This window comes from Actinomadura sp. GC306 (assembly GCF_004348665.1).
Taxonomy (GTDB): Bacteria; Actinomycetota; Actinomycetes; order Streptosporangiales; family Streptosporangiaceae; genus Spirillospora.
Map to the genome: position 1 here is coordinate 1 of NZ_SMKM01000046.1, position 19625 is coordinate 19625.

Below are 19625 nucleotides of genomic sequence, written 5' to 3' on the forward strand. Positions count from 1 at the left end.
GCCTAGCGGCACCAAGTCACCTGCTCACCTCCGCCGACCCCCTGGCGACCCTCGCCGACTGCGTCCCCCCGGATGAAGACCCAGACGGACACATCTCAGACTCCCAATCTGCCGAACCCCTCCCGTACCTGCCCGCAACCAACCTCCACGACCCCGAACTCCGCGAACACTTCATCGAGCGCCTCTACGCCCAGGCCCGCCTCCGCGAATTCTTCGCCGGAGATTGGCACCCCGGCGACCTGGTCGCCTTCCACAGCCGCCACAAACTGCAGATCCTCGCCCACGACCCCGCGGCCTACCGGCACATGGGCCGCATGGTCGCCGAAGCGGGCACGCGACCCGCCGGCGCATTGGAAACCGAGTACCGCCGCGCCTTCACCGAAGCCTTCGCGGTCTCCCCGACCCCCGGCCGCCACACGAACGCCCTCAACCACGTCCTGGGCCCACTGAGCAACCGCCTAGACCCGCCCGAACGCCACGAGATAGTGGCCGCGATCGGTTCCTACCACCGGGGCGAGGCGCCTTTGCGCACCCCGATCGCCCTACTGCGCCATTACGCCGAAGCCAAGAACCACGCCTACCTGGCCGACCAGACCTACCTGGCCCCTTACCCGCCGGCCCTCCGCGTGGATTAGTCCCCGTCGCCCGGCCTCGCGGTGTGATCCGGCAGCCCATGCGTCCGCCGCCGCTCCTTCATCTCGGCCTCGAAGACGTGCCGCCGCCCCTCCGTGAGCCGTCCCCGCACCTTGCCCTCGATGGACCGGAACTCCTGGTAATACCCGTCGTCGTACTCCTCGACGATCTGGAACGTCCACCGCCCCGAGAGCACGTTCCGCCCGATCAACTCGCGCTCGACCTCATCGGCCAGATCATCGTGCCCGGCCGCCCGCAACAGCTCCACCGCCGCGTCGAGCTGCCCGTCGGCCCGCCCCGTCAGCTGATGAAACGCGTAAAGATGCCCCCGCGCCTGCTCGGTGGTCTCCAACGCCTCCGAAACCCGCCCCGCCGCGGCGACGGCGTCGTCAGAGGCATCCTCCGGCCTGCGATGACGCTCCGCCGGCGACTCCCGCGACTCGCCGTCTCCGATCATGCCGGACCCCTACCACCCGCCCCCACCGGCAAACGTCGCACAGCGGGGAGCCGGCCGTCCCCCGCTCGCGGTCGGACGGGCGGGGGAACCGGGTGGCGGCAGGTCAGGCGAGGCTCATGAAGAGCTTCTCCAGCTGGGCACGGTCCACCTTGGCCTGCTCTGGGTCCGTGCCCTCCTGGACGCATCTCTCCAGGCCCGTTGCGATGATCTTAAATCCGGCGCGGTCCAGCGCCCGGGAGACCGCCGCGAGCTGGGTGATCACGTCCTTGCAGTCCCGCTCGTCCTCGATCATCTGAATGACGCCGCCGAGCTGCCCCTGCGCACGCCGCAGGCGTACGAGGACATCGGCCAGGGCGTCCGCCTCGAACTTCACATCGCCCTCCTCATACCCATCAGGGTATACGGCGCGCGACGACCCGCTCCTCGATACCCCTAGGGGTATTTGCATCTCGGTCCGCCCTTCGATTACCCTGCCTCGTGGATACCCCCAGGGGTATCTGGCCGATGGGATGCGCGGCGAGATCCGGGCGGACCGGCGGCACACACGGGGTGCGCGAGAACGCCGCCTGACGAGTTGGAGAGAGGCAGTCCAGTGCTCGAGATCATTCCGATCGACACCCCCACGCTGGGGGACCGCAGCTACTTCGTCACCGACGGCGAGGTCGCGTTCGTGATCGACCCGCAGCGCGACATCGACCGGGTGCTCGCCCTGGCCGAGGCGCGGGGGGTGACGGTCGCCGACGTCTTCGAGACCCATATCCACAACGACTATGTGACCGGCGGTCTGGCGCTGGCCCGTGCGACGGGGGCCGCGTACCACGTCAACGCCGCCGATCCCGTGGCCTTCGAGCATGACGCGGTGGCCGACGGCGACGTGATCGGCGTCGGCGCGCGGATGCGGGTGCGGGTCCTGGCGACTCCGGGTCACACGTTCACGCACCTGGCCTACGTCCTGGAGGTCCCGGGCAGGGCCCCGGCGGTGTTCACCGGCGGGTCGCTGCTGTACGGATCCACCGGACGGCCGGACCTGCTCGGACCGGCCCACACCCACGACCTCGTGACCGCCCAGTACGGTTCGGCGCACCGGCTCGCGCGCGAGCTTCCCGACGACGCGGAGGTCTACCCGACCCACGGGTTCGGCAGCTTCTGCTCGGCCACCCAGTCGGCGGCCGAGGCGTCGACGATCGGGCGGGAGAAGCGCACCAATCCGGCGCTCACCCTAAGTGAGCGGGAGTACGTGGAGTCGCTGCTGGCCGGGCTGGACGCCTGGCCGGCCTACTACGCGCACATGGGCCCGGCCAACAGCGCGGGACCCGAGGCGCCCGACCTGTCGGAACCGCGCCGCGCCGACCCCGCCGAGCTGCGCCGCCGCATCGAGGCCGGGGAGTGGGTCGTCGACCTGCGGACCCGTACGGCGTTCGCGGCCGGGCACATGGCGGGCACGCTCAACTTCGGGCTCGACGGCGGTTTCGCGACCTACCTCGGCTGGCTCGTCCCGTGGGGGACGCCGCTGACGCTGCTGGGGGAGACGCCGGAGGACGTGGCCGCCGCGCAGCGCGAGCTGGTCCGCATCGGCATCGACCGCCCGGCCGCGTCGGCCACCGGCGGCCCGGAGCGCTGGGCCGCCGGGGAGCGCCTGGCGTCCTTCCCGAGGGCGTCGTTCGACGAGCTGGCCGCCGTGCGGCACCACCGGCCGGTCGTGGTGCTGGACGTCCGCCGCGCCCTGGAGTGGGACGAGTCGCACATCGAGGGCGCCGTGCACATCCCGCTGCAGGACCTGCCGCGCCGCGTGGACGAGGTGCCCGGCGGCGAGGTGTGGGTGCACTGCGCGGCGGGCTACCGGGCGGCCGCGGCCGCCTCGCTCCTGGCGGCGGCCGGGCGGCGCGTGGTCGCCATCGACGACGAGTACGCCGCGAGCGCGCGCGCCGGCCTCCCGGTCGTCGCGACCGCCGCCTGACACCCGCACCGACGACCACAGCACCGACAACCACAGCACCGACAACGAGAGAGGTTCACATGCCCGACCTGTCGCCGAAGATCGACGCCGCTGGCCTGCGCGACCGCCTGGCCACCCCGGACGCGCCGCGCCTGCTGGACGTGCGCACCCCCGCCGAGTTCGCCGCGTCGCACATCCCCGGTTCCTACAACGTCCCCCTCGACACGCTGCGGGAGCACCGCGCCGAGCTGCGCGGCTCCCTGGACGAGGTGGTGCTGGTCTGCCGGACCGGCGGCCGCGCCGCCCAGGCCGAGCGGGCGCTGGCCGAGGCGGGGATGACCAACGTGCACATCCTGGACGGCGGGATCGTCGCCTGGGACGCGGCGGGCGCGCCGCTCAACCGGAACAGGTCCCGCTGGGACCTGGAACGCCAGGTGCGCCTCGTCGCCGGGCTCCTCGTGCTGCTGGGCGTCGTCGGCGGCGTCGCGGTGCCGGGCCTGGAGTGGCTGGCCGCCGCGATCGGCGCCGGCCTGACGATCGCGGCGCTGACCAACACCTGCATGATGGGGATGCTGCTCGCCAAGCTGCCCTTCAACCGGGCGCCCGCCTGTGACGCGGAGCGCATGGCCGCGCTCCTGCGGGATCGGCGGGCGTGATGATCCTCGCGCTGACCCTGCTCGCCGCGCTCGCCGTCGGCGTCTCGCTCGGCCTGCTCGGCGGCGGAGGGTCCATCCTCACCGTGCCGATCCTGGTCTACGTGGCCGGGGTGGAGACGAAGCAGGCGATCGCGATGTCGCTGTTCGTGGTGGGCGCGACCTCGCTGGCCGGCGTCGTGCCGCACGCCCGCGCCAAGCGCGTCCGCTGGCGAACCGGGCTGCTGTTCGGCGGCGCCGGCATGGCGGGCGCCTACGCGGGCGGGCGGCTGGCGGCCTACATACCGGCCGGGGTGCTGCTGGCCGCCTTCGCGGTGATGATGGCCGTGACCGCGGTCGCGATGCTGCGCGGCCGCCGGGCTCCGGAGGGCGGGCACGCGGAACGGCCCGTGTTCCGCATCCTCGCCGAAGGGGTGACCGTCGGACTCGTCACGGGGCTGGTCGGGGCGGGCGGCGGCTTCCTCGTCGTGCCCGCGCTCGTCCTGCTCGGCGGGCTGTCCATGCCCGCCGCGGTCGGCACCTCGCTGCTGGTCATCGCGATGAAGTCCTTCGCCGGGCTGGCCGGATACCTCTCCGCCGTCCAGATCGACTGGCCGCTGACCCTCGCGGTCACCGGTGCCGCGGTGCTCGGCGGCGTCGCCGGTTCGCGGCTGGCCGGACGCGCCGACCCGGAGCGGCTGCGCCGGGCGTTCGGATGGTTCGTCCTGGTGATGGCCGCGTTCGTCGTGACGCAGGAGGCGCCGGCCGCGGTGCGGGACGCCGTGTTCGGCACGCCCCTCGGCTGGGCGGCGTCCGGGGCCGTCACCGTGGCCGCGGCCGGGGCCGCCCTGCTCCTGAAGCGCAGGCGCGGGCGGCGGGAGCGCGGGAGCGGACGGCCGGAGGCGCCCTCCGGCGCGGACGCCGGGCGCGCACCCGCGCCGGAACGGGTGCGATGACGTGCGACCGGCGGGCTCAGCCGCGCAGTGACTCCAGCGCCGCGGTGAGCCGCGCGGCCGCGTCGTCGGCGACCGGCCGAAGGCCGGGCTGCTCGCTCACCGTGGCCATGACCTGCGGGTCCAGCGCCTCGACGACGGTGTGCCCGTCCTCGGACCGGACGACGACGTTGCAGGGCAGCAGCAGGCCGATGCGCCGGTCGACCTCCAGGGCCCGGTGGGCCAGCGGCGGGTTGCAGGCGCCGAGGATGAGGTAGTCCTCGATCGTCTCGCCGAGCTTCTCCTGGAGCGTGGCGCGCACGTCGATCTCGGTGAGCACCCCGAACCCCTGCTCCTTCAGCGCCGCCCTGACCCGCTCGACGGTCTCGCCGAACGGCCGGTGCAGCGTGACGGTCATGCCGTACTCCATGGAACTTCCCTCTCCGTGTCGATGTCCGGGCCGTTTCAACATACCCCTACCCGTATCCGGAAGTGGGAATCAGTGGTGCCGGCCGCTTGTTCTTATACCACGGCGGTATCACGACTGCAGTGGAGGCAGTGATGGCCACGACCGAGCTGACCCGCGAGAACTTCGAGGACGTATTTTTGCCTCATAGTCGGAGAGGACCGGGTACCGAGACCGATAGATCGCGACAAGCTGCTCAGCGGAAATGCCGAGCCAGACGGCCACCAAAGCGTCGATCTCTACCAGTGCTGCCCGACGTTCCCGTTCAGTGCGCAGTGGTGTCGCCACTGTCCACTCCGGCCCGATCGTTCCTCGATCAGCAAGTTCACGAAGTTCTGGCCAGTCAGCAGCCCATTCCTCCACATCCCATGCTGCTTCGTAAAGCTCCGACCATAGTCGAGCATATACCGTCGTGAGGCAGTTAAGCCTCATCGTACGCAGCAGCATGGAAGAAGCCAGTGGATGCCCGGGATTGGGCACAGGCATACATCGGGCTTCGCCATCCTGGAGATTCGCTCGCTGCCGGGCGACTCGGTCGGCAAGCTCCTCGACGAGCACGGCGCCCTGCCGCTTTCCTGGGCGGCCTTCATCGGCGCCCAGGCGTGCGCGGTACTGGCCGCCGCGCACCACGCCGGCCTGATCCACCGGGACGTGAAGCCGGAGAACCTGATGCTCGGCCCGGACGGCTCCATCAAGGTGATCGATTTCGGCGTGGCCACCTCCACCGGCGACGAGTTCTCCCGCATCACCCATACCGGCCAGGTCCCGGGCACCGCGCGCTACATGGCCCCCGAACTCCTGCACGGCGCGGACGCCAGCCGCGCCAGCGACCTGTACGCGGTCGGCTGCCTCCTGTACGAACTACTCGCCGGCTCGCGCCCCTTCGAGTCGCGGCACGTCCTGGACGAAATAGCCCGCGCGCAGTCGGAACCGCCACCACCCCTGCACGGCGTCCCGTCCGCTCTGGCTTCCCTGGTCGACGAGTTGCTGGCCAAGAACCCGGAGTCACGTCCAGCGGACGCGCTCGCGGTCTACGCCCGCCTGCGTCCCTGGATCCGAGGAGTGCGGCCGATACCCGGCTGGACGTCGCACGACCTGTCGACCGACCCGTCCCACCTCTACACCATCGCCCTCGCCCACCTGGCCTGAGCCCACGACGTCCTTCTCCGGCCCGCCCGGCCGGGTGTTTCGCCTTACGCAATACCCCTGGAAGTGAAATGCTCGACCCTCGCAAAGTTCAAACGGCGGTCCTCGACGGACCGATGTCCCTGCACCCGATCGCGATGCCGTTCGACCGCCCCAGCGCAAAGCTCATGCGCGACCGCTACCAGCACCGAGGCTTCTACTGCGGCAAATGGCTGGGCGGATGCGGCAACAAACTGCAAACAAAGATCGGCGAGATACGGATTCCGCACTTCTCTCACATAGCGGAAGGACGCGCGGCCGTTACCTGTCGGCGGCCCAGCAACGACGAGAAGAGCGCCGACCACCTCTACATCCGCCGGGACCTCGCCGACTGGGTCAAAGATCAGGGGCGGCAGGTCGGCGCCATGCGCCTCAACGGAAACATCCCCGGGGAGGGCGGTGTCTGCAGTGGTGTCACCATCCCCCTGAAGGACGGCGGAGCCCTCGAAGTCTCCATCCGAGACGGCTTCGGGAAGCACTCGAAGAGGCTCTGGGACCAGCGCAACCGGGAACTGGCCGACGGCCGGCGGCAGCACATCGACTGGCTGTTCGCCGAGGGCCTCGACCTGGAGCATGTCTACGCCGAGCAGGGCTACGCCTTCATCATCAAGTGCGACTACGTGGGAATGGAACGTTCCGTCAAGATCGGGACGAAGACGCGCGGCCGCGTGACCGAGTGGGCCGACCTGTCCGAATGCAGGCTGACCGACGGGGGACTCTGGACGCCCTTCCTCGCCGAAGCGAAGGCACGTCATCCGCGCGGCCGCCGGAAGACGCCGCCGTCCCCGCCTGCCGCTCGGAAGGCAAAGAAGAAGGCTCCGAAACCGCAACCTCCGGCGGTCGGCAGGACGCTCGATTTCCCCGGCTTCCAGGTCATCCCCGACCAACTCAAACTGGTCCCTCGCGCGCCGGAGAGCACGCCTGTGCACGATGCCGCCTGGGGACGCAACGCGCACTCTCTGCCTGTTCGGATCGGGGACGGCGCCCGGAACCTCGCCGGGGCCAAGGCGAAACTGATCCTCCCCGAGCCGGTCGGCGGCCTCCTGCCGGAGTCACCGCACCGGCTCAACCCCCCATGCACCGTAATGACCTCCGCTGAGGACTGGGTCATCTACGCGACCGGCATCGAGCCGCTCACGCCCCCTCCCGGCACCACCGTGCCGATTCTCGGCAGGTCCGCGCCGACTCCGGTCACCTCCGCGCCGACTCCGGTCACCTCCGCGCCGACTCCGGTCACCTCCGCGCCGACTCCACACGTGCGTCCGCTGTCCGAGGCGAGTGAGCGGCGCCCTACGGCCGGGAAGCGGCGGGGCTCGCTGCTGGAAGAGCTGGCCGAAAAGTCAGAGCATCTCGAAGCGCGTAAGGCCGTCAAGGCCCTTCTGCGGAAGGTGGATAACGCCCGAGGGGATGATGACCACGCCGAGGCCGAGGAACTCCTTGAGGCAGTCGGCTCCGTGCTGCCGAGATTGTCTGAAGCAGACCGGAGGTGGGTCGAACAGGAAATCCGTAAACAGCGTGCGGAACACGGCCGCAAGCATGAGATCCGCAAAACGGGCAAGCAAAAATCCGTGAGTCCGCGGCAGGCGGAAGCGGAGATGTCGCAATGGCTGGACATGGCGATCGAAGAGTTGGAGAAGGGAAACCGGCAAGAAGCACGCCAGTGCCACGCCATGGCCTGCGAGATGTTCGGGAAGATCCCCCTCAAGCAGGTTAGGGCCGCACGCAGGCGACTGGATGAAATCCGGCAGCTCATCGAAGTGCCGGATCCCGCCTCCGCGGGACGGGCTGCGCCGGGGCCACGACCTGGGCGCGGGACCGGACGCCGTACGGGCGACGATCGCATCGACAAGGTGGTGCCGGGCATACGGCACCTGTTGGAGACGGCTGCACGTAACCAGTCATTCATCACCTGGCACCAGCTTCAAAAAGCTCTAACGCGGGAGTTGCCGACGGATCCGGTATCTCGCCGCTTGATCCTCATCAAGGTTGACTTGGATACCGACCGTGAAGACCCGCTGCTCTCCGCGCTCGTCGTCACGGGCGACTCTGAGATGGATCCGCTCTACCCGGAGGTGGTCCGGGCTCTTGGCCGGAGGTTCGACTCGTATGAGGAGGAGGGGCATCTGCAATGGTCAATGGACGTGCTGAGGGTTCATCGGAAATGGCGGTACCGCTGAGCGTGGTCAGGAATCCTACGACGCCCTCCTCGTAACTGCCTTGGGGGTGATGTGCTAAAGCACTGCAGCGTGACAGGATGGCTGGGCGTGTCCGATCGGAGGTGGTCGCACATGACCAGAAGGCCCTGCGACGGCTGGGTGTCTTCGCTTGATGGACAGGTAGTGTGCCTCACAGGTAGGGCCATCCTGATGAACGGCGAGTGGAAATTCCGACGAGAATGCATTGAGCGGGCCGAGAGGCTTGGCGCACTGTGCAAGTCCGACTTCTCTCGCAAGATCACTCTCGTCGTGTGCGGTGATCTCACGTCCCAGGCTGTCATCGATCTCCGGCGGCACTACAGCGAGAAGCTCATAAGAGCCGAGGAGGAACGTGAGCGAGGTCATCACGTATGTGTCATCGATGCCGATGGCTTCAGTGACCTGTTGCGGCACCGTCCAGCGCGTTGCCTGGAGTTACGCGCAACCCAAGCTTAAGATGCCGCCTCATCCATTGAGTCGGCGGTGATATCTAAGGCCGGTGGTGGCGCCGGGCCCGCTGTTCAGGTGGGTGAGGCGCAGCAGGATGACGCCGAGCAGGTGGCGCAGGCCGTCGATGTGCACTTCGAGTGGGGGTCGGCGAGGCGGTCGGCCGCGCCCTCAAGGAGGCAGAGCGTGCCGTCGAGTGCGGCCTTCTGCGCCCCCTCAACGGACCAAGGGAGTTCACCGGCGGCAGCCGTCTGGAGCCGCGTCATCTGATCCCGAACCGGTGGCGCGGGTGCAGTCGTAGTGGACGATCGGCGTCGTGTACTCCTGAAGTGGCGACACCGGTTCATCACTGATGCATGGGGCTGGGAGATCCCCATAGGCGGCAGCCGCGACGGGGAGGAGCCGGCCGCCGCAGCCGCCCGCGACCACATCTTCTGGGTAGACGGTGCCATCCACATCGGACCACCTGCTGAGGGCTGGGAAGCCCAGCGGATCGAGTGGGTGCCCCTGGCCGACATCCGCGGCCTGGTCGAAAGCCGGGAAGATCGTCAGTGGAACCAGCATGGCCGCCCTCCTCCTCGCAGCCTCCGGAGTTCGAAAGCCTTCCCTCACAGATCGACTGGCCGAATCTGACACAGCCGAAGTTTCCGGCGATTCTTGTTCTTGCTTCGCAGAGCGAATCCTGAAGGGCTACTTGAGGACTTGAACGGTGCGATAGTGCCCGGCATCGAGTGACAGAATAAACTCGTCAATTGGCATGGTTCTGCTCTTGCGAGCAGACGTAGAACAGCTCAACGCGGATGCAACGCGGATGCAAGATAGCTGGTAGAGCGCTACCTGTTGTGGATAACTCCCGCTCGGGAGAGCACACTGGCCAGGCGAGACCGGGCGCGGTCCCAAAAAGGCAGGAGCGGAGGTATATGACGACATCCAAACGAGGCAGCGACGGCTCGGAGCCGCTGCAGCGTCGAGCGAAGCTCGGCGGAGGGCGGCGGCGAGAGCGGGAGTTGAGAATTCGGGTCGGCGACGAGGAGTACGAAGAGATCCACGAAGCGGCGACGCGTGCCGGGCTCGCCTGCAGCGCCTTCGTTGTGAAGATGGTTCGGACTGCGATTCGTGAGCAGCGGCCCGTGGACGGGGCTCTCGTCGCATTGCATGCCGAGCTGCGCAATGCCAGCCGTCAGGTGAATGCAGTCGGGGTCAATCTCAACCAGCTCGTGCGCCATGCCAACGCCCACGGCCAGGTCCCGGAATCGGTGACGTGGCTGGCGGCGTACTGCTTCCAGGTGGTGCGGCGGACCGAGGCCGTCATCGTCGAACTTGGTCGACGTCTACCGTGATTGCGAAGGTCACTCGCGGCGCCGATGTCGGCAACCTGCTGCGCTACCTGTACGGGCCGGGCAAGCGCAACGAGCACGCCGACCCCCACATCGTCGCCGGGTACCGGCACCCGGCCGCCCTGGAACCGGCACGACGCGCGGACGGGAAGCGCGATCTCCGGCCGCTGGCCGAGGTGCTGCGGTCTCCGCTGGAGACGATGAAGCGGAGTCGGCCCGCCGAGCCGGTCTGGCAATGCTCGGTCCGCACAGCCCCCACCGATCGTCCCCTGACCGATGAGGAGTGGGCCGACGTCGCGGAGGAACTGATGCACCAGACCGGCATCGCACCACGAGACGATCCCGAGGCATGCCGTTGGATCGCCGTACGCCACGCAGACGATCACATCCATGTCGTGGCCACACTCGCGCGTGAGGACGGCCGTCGACCGAACATCACCCGTGACTACCTCAAGGCCCGCAAGGCGTGCCATACCGTCGAGCGACGGTATGGGTTGTGCCCTACCGCTCCTGCGGACCGGACGGCAGCACCGCGCCCTTCGCGGGCTGAGCTGGAACGGGCTCAGCGCGCCGGGTTGCAGGAGCCGCCCCGTGTCGCGCTGCGTCGGCAGGTGGCCGGAGCCGCCGCAGCGTCCGACAGTGAGGAGGCGTTCTTCGCCGGCCTGCGCGAGCGCGGGCTGGCGGTGCGGCTGAGATTCAGCGTCCGGACGCCCGGTGAGGTCACTGGCTACGCCGTCGCGATGCCCGAGTACACCAACTCGGAGGGTGAACCGATCTTCTTCTCCGGTGGCAAGCTCGCCGCCGACCTCACCTTGCCCAAGCTGCGCCATAAGTGGACGGACAGCGAGGTCCGCCGACCGGTGGCCCGGTCGCGAAGGTGGACGACGGGCTCGTCCGCCGACCACGAGGTGCGCGTTGCTGCCTACCAGGAGGCCGCCCGAGTAGCCGGGACAGCGGCTTGGCAGATGCGAGTTTTTCATGATCCAGGTGTCCGTGCTGACCTCGCAGCCGCGGCCGCTGACGTCCTGCACGTCACGGCGGACATCACCGGCAACCGCGAACTGGCCAAGGCCGCCGACGCCTACGACCGCGCCGCCCGAGAATCATTCGGCCGTCCACCACCGGTCACGCCGTACGGAAGCGCCCTGCGCGCAGCAGCACGGGCGCTTGCGATCACCAACGTCTGCTGGGGAGATCGACGCGAGCAGAAGCGGGATCTCACAGTTGATCTGCTGTTTCTCATCGCGAACATTGCAGATCTCATCGAATCGGTAGCGGAGCATCGTCTTGCTCAGCAGCGACTTGCCCAAGCCGATGCCGCACGCCGGGCCGCCGGGCGGCTGCACGGCGTCCGACGGACGGAACCCCGGCAAGCTACCTCCGCGCCACTCGAAGGGGAGCGGGCGATGGCACGTCTCGTCGCCGAGTCCTTCCCTGTGCCGCTGGTCGACGGGTTGAGGTCGACGGGCACCCGCGCAGCTCGTCCGTCCGAGAGGCCCTCGCATCGAAAGGGCGCACCCAGGCGCTGACCAGGGGGAGGGCGACTCGCCGATGCGTTCGCAATGGTGGAGTCATGATCACAGTGCGTGCACAATGACGGAGCGTAAACAACGTCATGAAGTGGCAGAGCTTCTGCCTGCCGCTCCCCATCAGGAAGGAAGGGTCATGTCCACGATCAACTCTGGCCCTCCCGCGGAGGGTCTGCACCATCAGGAGTGCACTAATGACCTTCGACCACACCCAGCCCGGCCGTGACGTCCAGACCGACTACGAGACCGAACAGTTCGCCCACGACCTGGAGAGCGCCGTCCGCGCGCTGAAGCAGGCCGTCGGCCAACCGCAGGGCCTTGCCGGGCCGGCGACCGTCTACGCGGTGCTGGACGCCATCCACGCAGCCGCCTCCGGCTTCGACCAACTTCTCCTCCAACTCGAACGCTTCCTCATGCGTCAGCACCTGGACGGACGACTCGTTCGTGACCACGGTGCGAGCCTCGACGAAGCACTCGATGCCTTCGGTCGCGCCATCCTCCACGCCCGCCACCAGGGCGCGGGATGTAGCGAGGCGGTCGACCAGGCCCGGAGCGCGATCAACCACGTTCACGGCAGCGGGATGTCGCCTGGAGGCGGCGCAACACCGTCCCCTAACTCCGTAGCCGAACCGGCACCTGCGGCCACGTTCCGACGGGCCGAGCCACGAGCGAAACCTCCCGAGCACGGACGGCTACGGGCGAGATGGTTCGGCAACCCCCGGAGAGGGGCCGGAGCGTGAAGCAGATGAGCCAGGACGAGTTGCTCGCGCTCCCCACCACGGTCAGCGTCGAGACCGCAGCCCGCGCCATCGGGCTCGGACGCACGCGCGCCTACCAGCTCGCCCGCCAAGGGCAGTTCCCCTGCAAGGTGATCCGCATCGGGGCGAGCTACCGCGTTGTGACGGTCGACCTACGCCGGCTCCTCGGCATCGAGCCGAGCTAGCGAGCCGTCCAACGAACGAAGGTCCGGTTCCCGTCCGGGAGCCGGACCTTCCGTGTTGAGGACCCAAGATCCGTCACCGTGCTGATCTCCACCAGAGACGGTCAGACCATGATCACCAAGGTTGGCAGTTGAACCAGGATGCCGCCCAGACGTACCAGATCCCAGTGACAAATGGGTGACAAATGATCTTGGAAGAGGCTCTCAAGATCGCCCGACAAGGCTCTGACCTGCGGAAACAGTGGAGCGGGCGACGGGAATCGAACCCGCGTAGCCAGTTTGGAAGACTGGGGCTCTACCATTGAGCTACGCCCGCGAAGGGACGGAGGGCGGTGAGCCCTCTAGCGTCAGTGCGTAAGCGTACAGGGTTCCGGGGATGGACGTGCCGGGTGGTCCGGGTGGCCGGTAATGGAGCGGCGGGCCGGGGCGTGGGGGGCTAGACTCCGTCATCGTGTGCGGGCTGTAGCGCAGTTTGGTAGCGCACCGGCTTTGGGTGCCGGGGGTCGTGGGTTCAAATCCCGCCAGCCCGACAAGTGGCCGCCGTCCGGTGCCGGGCGGCGGCCGTGTGTCGTTCCAGGTGGGTGTGGGCCGCCGTTGCAGCGGTCTTCAGCGCCTTCGGCAGGGCTTGGTTGGGTCGCGGCCGCCCGCGTCCGTTAACGGGGGTCTTGGCTGGTCCCGCCGGCTATCTCGCGGGGTCCGCGTTCCGGTGTTCTCTACCGTTACCAGCGCCCCATTCGCGCGTGAGCAGCAGTCGCCGCGCTAGGAGATCGCCTCCGACGACGATGTTGCCGAGCGTTCGGAAGAACGTCGCGTGCCTGGTGGTGCGGCCTACGTTCTCGATGGCGGACGTTTGCGTACGACCGGACTGGCACAACCCCGGGGGTATTCCGGTGTGGTCTCGCCTAGGGGAAGTAGGGGCAGCACTTGCGTTCGTCGGCGGACCGTGGGGGCGGACGGAGGAAGTGGGCTGGACGGGACGGCGCGGTGGTCGCTCTTGGAAGACGTCAAGGAGCGTCGAGCGGAGCTTGGGCGGTCTTGCAGGGGCGATGGGTGATGGTGTGCGCCGTCGAGGTGGGGTAGGCGTGGCTGCTTGTTCCCCGGTTCGCCGTCCCAGCTTGGGCGGTGGTTGGTGAGGGCGGGGTTCTTCGGTCGTGGGTGGTGTGCTGGCCGGGTCATTGGGGCTGGGGTGGCGTTGGTTCCTCGGTGCGGGCGTCGTAGTCGGCTCGGGCGGCGTCTATCTGTGTGCGGTGGGCCTCTGCCCACGCGACGAGGGTGCTGGCGGCCGTGATGAGTGTGGCGCCCATGGGGGTCAGGGAGTACTCCACGCGCGGGGGCATCACCGGGTAGACGGTTCGGGTGACGATGCCGTCGCGTTCCAGGCCGCGCAGCGTGACGGTGAGCATGCGCTGGCTGATGCCGTCGATCTCACGCTTGAGTTCGGTGAACCGCATGGTCCGCTCGCCCAGCAGGGAGACCACCAGGAGCGACCACTTGTCGCCTACCCGGTCGAGGACCTCCCGTGCTCGGCAGGCATGGGCTGTGAGCTGCATGGTTCTCTCCAGGTGACCAGGGCAGAAAAAAGTGCCTTCTTGTGCCGGCTCCGCGGGTGTCCGCACCATGGGGGCGGTTCCTCTTCGGAACCGCCTTACCTTTCATAACCCAAGGAGACAGCATGAAGGGCCAGCTTGTCGAGATCCCCGGGTACGTCGCCGGTACCTGGGCCATCGACCCCGCCCACAGCAACGTCGGGTTCACCATCCGGCACCTGATGGTCAGCAAGGTCCGCGGGCGCTTCGGGACGTTCGAGGGCACGATCGTGACCGGCGACGATCCTCTCGACTCGTCGGTGAGCGCGACGATCGACCTGGCGTCGATCGACACCGGCATCGCTCAGCGGGACGCGCACGTCCGGTCCGCCGACTTCCTGGACGTGGAGAAGTACCCCACGATGGCGTACCGCTCCACCGGCATGCGCCCCGACGGGGACGACTTCGTCCTGGACGGTGAGCTGACCTTGCGCGGCCTGACCAGGCAGGTCCCGCTCAAGCTTGAGGTCGGCGGCTTCAGCCCCGACCCCTTCCTGGACGATCCGTTCAAGGGCGCCCGGGTGGGGCTGACCGCGACCGGCGAGATCAGCCGGCTCGAGTTCGGTGTCGGCGACACCACGAAGGTGCCCGGTGGCGCCGGGCTCGGGCTGGGGGAGAAGGTGCAGATCACCTTGGAGATCCAGGCGGCCCTTCAGACGTCCTGACCGGGCCGGGACGGGCGGCGCCGAGAACCTGCGGCGCCGCCCGCCGGCTCCGGGGCGGTGTCGAGCAGGCCGGGGAGCGCGTCCAGGGACGTGATGCGCGCGACCTCCAGGCCGTCCGGTGCGGGGTCTCCGGAGCGGTCGAGCCACACGCCGGTGAGGCCGGCGGAGGCGGCGGCCCGCGCGTCGGTGAGCAGGCGGTCCCCGACGTAGGCCGCGGCGGCCGGCTCGACACCGAGCCTCGTGCAGGCCGTTCGGAAGATCCCGACGGCGGGCTTCGCGATCCCCGTCTCGCTGGACGCGACCACATGGCGGAGCAGCCCCGCGAGCCCCATCCGCTCGACCTTCGCGTGCTGCTGGCCCGTGTCCCCGTTCGTGATCACCCCCAGCCGCAGGCCGCGCTCTGCCAGAGCCTCCAGAGCCGACCTCACCTCCGGGAACGGACGCCAGGCCGCCTCGTACGACGCCAGAAACTCCAGGAACCACGCATCCGCACGCGCCTCGTCCCAGTCCCCGAGGCCGAGCTCCCCGGCCAGTGCGACGATTCGGACGCGGCGTTGGGCGGCGAGGGTCAGCTCGCCGGCGAGGTACCGGTCGATGGCCTCCTCGCTCAGCTCCCTCCAGCGCTGGACGAGCCACGCCGGGTCCGCGTCTGGGAACGACCCGGTGATCGCCTCGGCCGCCGCTCCCTCGTGGTCGAGGAGCGTGCCGTCCAGATCGAACAGGACGGCGGTGATCATGTGAGGAAGGCGGTGAGCGCGGCGGTCAGCTCGGCCGGGGCGTCCTCCTGCACGAGGTGGCCGGCGCCCTCGATCAGGTGGAGGCGCGATCCCGGGATCAGGGCGGTCAGCTCGTGAGCCTTGGCAACGGGTATCCACGTGTCTGACGCGCCCCAGCAGATCAGGACGGGAAGCTCCAGTTCGCCGTAGCGGTCTTGGATCTCGTCCGTGTACCGCTGGTCCGCCTGGGCGATCTGCCGGTAGAAGGCCGGCTGCCCCGCGTCGCCCAGCCAAGGGTGGACAAGCGCGTCCAGGACCGAGGGGTGCAGGCCACGGTGGCTTGCGGACGACACGTACTCCCGCACCAGTGCCCCATGCAGCGCAGGTGGGAGCTGCTCGAACACCTCCGCATTGGCCCCCACCAAGCGGAAGAAGGGGGAACCCCAGGGAGCAAGGGCGACGGGATCGACCAGGGCTAGGGCGCGGTAACGAATGCCGTGCAGGAGGTACGCCCGAAGGGCCACGGCCCCACCGAAGTCATGTGCGACGACAGAAACGTCGTCCAGACCCCAATGGGCCAGCAGTTCGGTGAAGACACGGCCCTGCGCAGCCAGCGACACGTCCTGGCCATCGCTCATCTCGGACGTCCCATAGCCCGGCATGTCCCACACGTACACGCGATGGGTCAGAGCCAAAGCGCGCGCGACGCCACGCCACACGTAGGACGAGAAAGGCGTGCCGTGCAACAGGACGACGGGATTCGCACCAGGCTCCCCGAGCACGTCCCAGCGAACCTCACCCGAACCGCTCCGGTACGTCCTGCCCAGCTCCCAGTCCCGCACGCCGGCCCCCAAAGTCAAAGGCGATCATGACCGACCGTACTGGAACGGGCCCCTGACCGCCGAACGGTCAGGGGCCCGCTGTCTCAGCTGCCGCAGGAGGCCGAAGGCCCCCTTCTGCGAACGGTTCAGCCGAGACCGTTCTTGATGGCGGTGATCAGCTCACCGTTCGGGGTGTCGCCGCTGAGCTCCCAGAAGAAGGCGCCCGCGAGGCCCTCCTCCTGGGCGTAGGCCATCTTCCCGCCGATGGTGGACGGCGTGTCGTAGCTCCACCACTGGTCACCGCACTTGGCGTAGGCGGTGCCGGCGACGGTCCCGGTCGCGGGGCAGCGGCCCTTGAGGACCTTGTAGTCCTCGATGCCGGCCTCGTAGGTGCCGGGTGCGGGGCCGGTCGCGGTCCCGCCCGGCCCGGATTGGCTCACGCCCGTCCAGCCGCGGCCGTAGAAGCCGATGCCGAGCAGCAGCTTGCTCGCCGGGATGCCCTTGGCCTTGAGCTTGGCGATGGTCTCGGCCGAGTTGAAGCCCTGCTGCGGGATGCCCGGGTAGGACGTCAGCGGCGAGTGCGGGGCGGTCGGCCCCTGGGCGGCCCACGCGCCGAAGTAGTCGTAGGTCATCGGCATGAACCAGTCGACGTGCCGGGCCGCACCCGCGTAGTCGGTCGCGTCCATCTTGCCGCCGGGGCTGGCGTCGGCGGTGATCGCGGCGGTCACGAGGTTGCCGGAGCCGAACCTGGTCCGCAGCGCCGACAGCAGGTTCCCCAGCGCGTCCGGGCCGCTGCTGTCGCAGCTGAGGCCGCACGCGTTGGGGTACTCCCAGTCGATGTCGATGCCGTCGAACACGTCCGCCCAGCGCGGGTCCTCGACCAGGTTGTAGCAGGACTCGGCGAACGCGGCGGGGTTCTGCGCGGCCTGCCCGAACCCGCCGGACCACGTCCAGCCGCCGAACGACCAGACCACCTTCAGGCCGGGGTGCATCCGCTTCAGCTTGCGGAGCTGGTTGAAGTTGCCGCGCAGCGGCTGGTCCCAGGTGTCGGCGACGCCGTCGACGCTCTCGGCCGCCGTGTACGCCTTGTCCATGGCGGCGAAGGAGTCGCCGATGGTGCACTGGCCGTTCTGGACGTTGCCGAACGCGTAGTTGATGTGGGTGAGCCTGTCGGCGGAGCCGCTCGTCTCGATGTTCTTGACGTGGTAGCTGCGCTGGTAGACGCCCCACTCGGTGAAGTACCCGACGACCTTTCCGCCGGCGTCGCCGGGGTCGCCGCCCTCGTCGGTGGTGACCGAGACGGCGCCGGACGCGGGGGAGGTGTTCCCGGCCGCGTCGCGGGCCCGGACAGTGAACGTGTAGGCGGTCCCGGCCGACAGCCCGCCCACGGTCGCGCTGGTGCCGGTGACCGTGGCGGCCTTCGTGGAGCCGTTGTAGACGTCGTAGCCGGTGACGCCGACGTTGTCGGTCGCCGCGTTCCACGCCAGCGACACGCTGGTGGCGCGCTTGCCCGTGGACCGCAGCCCGGACGGCGCGGACGGGGCCTCCTCGTCACCGCCGGGCCCGCCGGGCCCGCCGGGCTCGCCGGACCCGTCGCAGGCGGCGCCGTTGACGGTGCAGCCGGTCAGCCAGCCCGGCCCGGACCCGTTGAACCCGAAGCCGGTGCTGGCCCCCGCGGCGAGTGTCGCGTTCCAGCCGGGGTTGGTGAACGTGTAGTGGTCACCCGAGACGGTCCTGGTCGCGTTCCACGCGGTCGTGATGGCCGTGCCGGACGGCAGGTCCAGCTCGACCCGCCAGCCGTTCAGAGCCGCGTCCGTGCCGTTGGTGATGGTGCAGGAGCCCTCGAAGCCCGTGCCCCAGTCCTGGGTCTTGGTACAGGAGGCGGTGACCGTCCCGGCCGACGACGCAGGGGGCGCCGTCAGCAGGGCGGTGGCGACCGCCAGCGTCGTCGCGCCGGCGAGCGCGATGGCCCGCCGTCCGCCCGGTCTTGACATGATTCTCCGTTCGTTCGGCCCCCGAGCAAACAGGAATCCCGCATAATTCTTAGGAAAGTTTCCTAAGAATTGGGCAGATGGTAACCGGGTGGAACGGTGCGTTCAAGGGGGCCGCGCCCGCCTCGCGAGCGCCCCCACGGGTGGTCTAAGCGGCTGCCTGCACTCCTCTGGCCGGACATGCCGGAAAGAATCTTCACGGCGTCCCGAACCACCCGGGGACGTCCAGCCGCCACGGCCCGGCGGGCGTGACCTCGCGGAGGTCGTGCTCCATCGCCCGCACCCGGTCGGCGCCGAGCCGCCGCACCCAGTCGTCCCGGATCCGCTCGAAGATCCGCTCGGAGCGGTCCAGGCAGTCCGCGCCCCCGGCCGTCAGCCGCACGAGCTTGCGCCGGGCGTCGGACGGATCGGCGGTGCGCTCCACGTAGCCCATCCGCTCCAGCGACTCGACCATCTTGCCCGCCGCCTGCTTGGTCACCCCGAGCGCCCGGCCGAGCTCCACGGCCGTCGTGCCGCCGGGGCCGACGGCCTGCAGGACGAAGCCGTGCGCCGGCCGCAGGCCGGGATGCCCCTCCCGGGCCAGTTCCGCGTGCAGCTCATCGATGATCACGCGGAAGGCGAGGAAGAGCCGCAGCGGCAGCTCGAAGCCGGGGGCGTCGTTTGACATGAAAGACAACCTCATTGACTATATGGACAACCACATTGTCCAAGTTAGGGGACCGGGACTCATGACGCTCATCCGCGCCGCCGAAAGCCGCCGCACCGAGACGCCCAACGGCACCATGACCACCTTCGCGACGCCCACCCAGGGCGGCACCGGCGGTCTCGCCGTGTGGCGCGTCGACATGGCGCCGGGCAAGACCGGGCCGCTGCACGCCTTCGACACCGAGCAGGTCTGGACGTTCCTGCACGGCACCGCCACCATCGACCTCGACGGCCGCGAGCTGGAGGCGGCCGCGGGCGACACCGTCGTCCTGCCCGCCGACACGCCGCGCCGGCTGACCGCGCCGGACGGCACCGGCTTCACCGCGATCGTCGCCGCCCACGCGGGCTGCCTCGTCTACGACCCCGACGCCGTCGTCGACGCGGACAAGTGCGACATCGCCCCGCAGGGTGACGAACGCCTCGTCCCGCCCTGGGCGCGATGACCTTTCGGC

Annotated in this window: 21 protein-coding genes and 2 tRNA genes; 13 read left to right on the forward strand and 10 right to left on the reverse strand. The window is 69.2% G+C overall.

Annotated elements, in window-relative coordinates:
• Positions 1 to 635: YbgA family protein (locus E1200_RS09670; protein WP_131951490.1), on the forward strand; the 635-nt coding region annotated here is incomplete at its 5' end.
• Here the strand turns inward: E1200_RS09670 and E1200_RS09675 are convergent.
• A complete protein-coding gene (locus tag E1200_RS09675; protein ID WP_131951491.1) occupies positions 632 to 1090 on the reverse strand; it encodes a hypothetical protein in 459 nt (152 codons plus the stop codon). The two genes, E1200_RS09670 and E1200_RS09675, sit on opposite strands and share 4 nt — an antisense overlap.
• A gap of 103 nt (positions 1091 to 1193) precedes the next feature.
• Positions 1194 to 1463, reverse strand: a complete 270-nt coding sequence (locus E1200_RS09680) for a metal-sensitive transcriptional regulator (protein WP_243708444.1) — start codon at positions 1461 to 1463, stop codon at positions 1194 to 1196.
• A gap of 219 nt (positions 1464 to 1682) precedes the next feature.
• Here E1200_RS09680 and E1200_RS09685 point away from each other — a divergent pair, with 219 nt between their 5' ends.
• From E1200_RS09685 to E1200_RS09695, 3 genes are read left to right on the forward strand one after another with little or no spacing between them, the layout of a single operon-like run.
• Entirely contained in the window at positions 1683 to 3047 is a 1365-nt protein-coding gene (locus E1200_RS09685) for an MBL fold metallo-hydrolase (protein ID WP_131951493.1), read from the forward strand.
• 59 nt (positions 3048 to 3106) lie between these two features.
• Positions 3107 to 3682 (forward strand): rhodanese-like domain-containing protein, encoded by a 576-nt coding sequence (locus E1200_RS09690; protein ID WP_131951494.1) that lies wholly within the window; start codon positions 3107 to 3109, stop codon positions 3680 to 3682.
• Positions 3682 to 4614 carry a sulfite exporter TauE/SafE family protein gene (locus E1200_RS09695; RefSeq protein WP_131951495.1) on the forward strand — a complete coding sequence of 311 codons (933 nt, stop codon included), beginning with the start codon at positions 3682 to 3684 and terminating at the stop codon, positions 4612 to 4614. The genes E1200_RS09690 and E1200_RS09695 overlap by 1 nt, the downstream gene beginning before the upstream one ends.
• A 16-nt stretch (positions 4615 to 4630) precedes the next feature.
• On the opposite strand, the gene E1200_RS09700 is transcribed toward E1200_RS09695, so the two are convergent.
• On the reverse strand, positions 4631 to 5020 hold the full coding sequence (locus E1200_RS09700; protein ID WP_131951496.1) for a DUF302 domain-containing protein: 390 nt from the start codon (positions 5018 to 5020) through the stop codon (positions 4631 to 4633).
• A gap of 498 nt (positions 5021 to 5518) precedes the next feature.
• On the opposite strand from E1200_RS09700, the gene E1200_RS09705 reads away from it, so the two are divergent.
• The 5 genes from E1200_RS09705 (at position 5519) to E1200_RS09725 (ending at position 11749) form a co-directional block, all read left to right on the forward strand.
• Positions 5519 to 6205, forward strand: coding sequence for a serine/threonine-protein kinase (locus tag E1200_RS09705; RefSeq protein ID WP_131951497.1), 687 nt, complete (start codon positions 5519 to 5521; stop codon positions 6203 to 6205).
• A 68-nt stretch (positions 6206 to 6273) separates the two neighbouring features.
• Positions 6274 to 8418, forward strand: coding sequence for a competence protein CoiA family protein (locus E1200_RS09710; RefSeq protein ID WP_131951498.1), 2145 nt, complete (start codon positions 6274 to 6276; stop codon positions 8416 to 8418).
• Between the two features lie 765 nt (positions 8419 to 9183).
• Entirely contained in the window at positions 9184 to 9516 is a 333-nt protein-coding gene (locus E1200_RS34745) for an NUDIX hydrolase (RefSeq protein WP_243708445.1), read from the forward strand.
• A gap of 287 nt (positions 9517 to 9803) precedes the next feature.
• A complete protein-coding gene (mobC, locus tag E1200_RS09720) occupies positions 9804 to 10223 on the forward strand; it encodes a plasmid mobilization relaxosome protein MobC (RefSeq protein ID WP_165950263.1) in 420 nt (139 codons plus the stop codon).
• Positions 10220 to 11749, forward strand: a complete 1530-nt coding sequence (locus tag E1200_RS09725) for a relaxase (protein ID WP_131951501.1) — start codon at positions 10220 to 10222, stop codon at positions 11747 to 11749. The genes mobC and E1200_RS09725 overlap by 4 nt, the downstream gene beginning before the upstream one ends.
• 191 nt (positions 11750 to 11940) lie before the next feature.
• On the opposite strand, the gene E1200_RS09730 is transcribed toward E1200_RS09725, so the two are convergent.
• Positions 11941 to 12321, reverse strand: a complete 381-nt coding sequence (locus tag E1200_RS09730) for a hypothetical protein (protein WP_131951502.1) — start codon at positions 12319 to 12321, stop codon at positions 11941 to 11943.
• A gap of 173 nt (positions 12322 to 12494) precedes the next feature.
• On the opposite strand from E1200_RS09730, the gene E1200_RS09735 reads away from it, so the two are divergent.
• Positions 12495 to 12692: a helix-turn-helix domain-containing protein gene (locus E1200_RS09735; protein WP_131951515.1), complete on the forward strand. Its 198-nt coding sequence runs from the start codon at positions 12495 to 12497 to the stop codon at positions 12690 to 12692.
• A gap of 239 nt (positions 12693 to 12931) precedes the next feature.
• Here the strand turns inward: E1200_RS09735 and E1200_RS09740 are convergent.
• A tRNA-Gly gene (locus E1200_RS09740) sits at positions 12932 to 13005 on the reverse strand.
• 140 nt (positions 13006 to 13145) lie between these two features.
• On the opposite strand from E1200_RS09740, the gene E1200_RS09745 reads away from it, so the two are divergent.
• A tRNA-Pro gene (locus tag E1200_RS09745) sits at positions 13146 to 13219 on the forward strand.
• A gap of 642 nt (positions 13220 to 13861) precedes the next feature.
• Here E1200_RS09745 and E1200_RS09750 read toward each other — a convergent pair.
• Complete coding sequence (locus E1200_RS09750; protein ID WP_207933265.1) at positions 13862 to 14239, reverse strand: helix-turn-helix domain-containing protein; 378 nt, start codon at positions 14237 to 14239, stop codon at positions 13862 to 13864.
• Between the two features lie 122 nt (positions 14240 to 14361).
• Here E1200_RS09750 and E1200_RS09755 point away from each other — a divergent pair, with 122 nt between their 5' ends.
• A complete protein-coding gene (locus tag E1200_RS09755; RefSeq protein WP_131951504.1) occupies positions 14362 to 14940 on the forward strand; it encodes a YceI family protein in 579 nt (192 codons plus the stop codon).
• On the opposite strand, the gene E1200_RS09760 is transcribed toward E1200_RS09755, so the two are convergent.
• The 4 genes from E1200_RS09760 to E1200_RS09775 form a co-directional block, all read right to left on the reverse strand.
• On the reverse strand, positions 14928 to 15677 hold the full coding sequence (locus E1200_RS09760) for an HAD family hydrolase (RefSeq protein ID WP_131951505.1): 750 nt from the start codon (positions 15675 to 15677) through the stop codon (positions 14928 to 14930). The genes E1200_RS09755 and E1200_RS09760 overlap by 13 nt on opposite strands.
• Complete coding sequence (locus tag E1200_RS09765) at positions 15674 to 16498, reverse strand: alpha/beta fold hydrolase (RefSeq protein ID WP_131951506.1); 825 nt, start codon at positions 16496 to 16498, stop codon at positions 15674 to 15676. The genes E1200_RS09760 and E1200_RS09765 overlap by 4 nt, the downstream gene beginning before the upstream one ends.
• 125 nt (positions 16499 to 16623) lie before the next feature.
• Positions 16624 to 18471, reverse strand: a complete 1848-nt coding sequence (locus E1200_RS09770) for a glycoside hydrolase family 18 chitinase (RefSeq protein ID WP_131951507.1) — start codon at positions 18469 to 18471, stop codon at positions 16624 to 16626.
• Positions 18472 to 18664: 193 nt separating this feature from the next.
• Positions 18665 to 19135 carry a MarR family winged helix-turn-helix transcriptional regulator gene (locus E1200_RS09775; protein WP_131951508.1) on the reverse strand — a complete coding sequence of 157 codons (471 nt, stop codon included), beginning with the start codon at positions 19133 to 19135 and terminating at the stop codon, positions 18665 to 18667.
• 61 nt (positions 19136 to 19196) lie between these two features.
• Here E1200_RS09775 and E1200_RS09780 point away from each other — a divergent pair, with 61 nt between their 5' ends.
• A complete protein-coding gene (locus tag E1200_RS09780) occupies positions 19197 to 19616 on the forward strand; it encodes a cupin domain-containing protein (RefSeq protein WP_131951509.1) in 420 nt (139 codons plus the stop codon).
• The last annotated feature ends 9 nt before the right edge of the window (positions 19617 to 19625 follow it).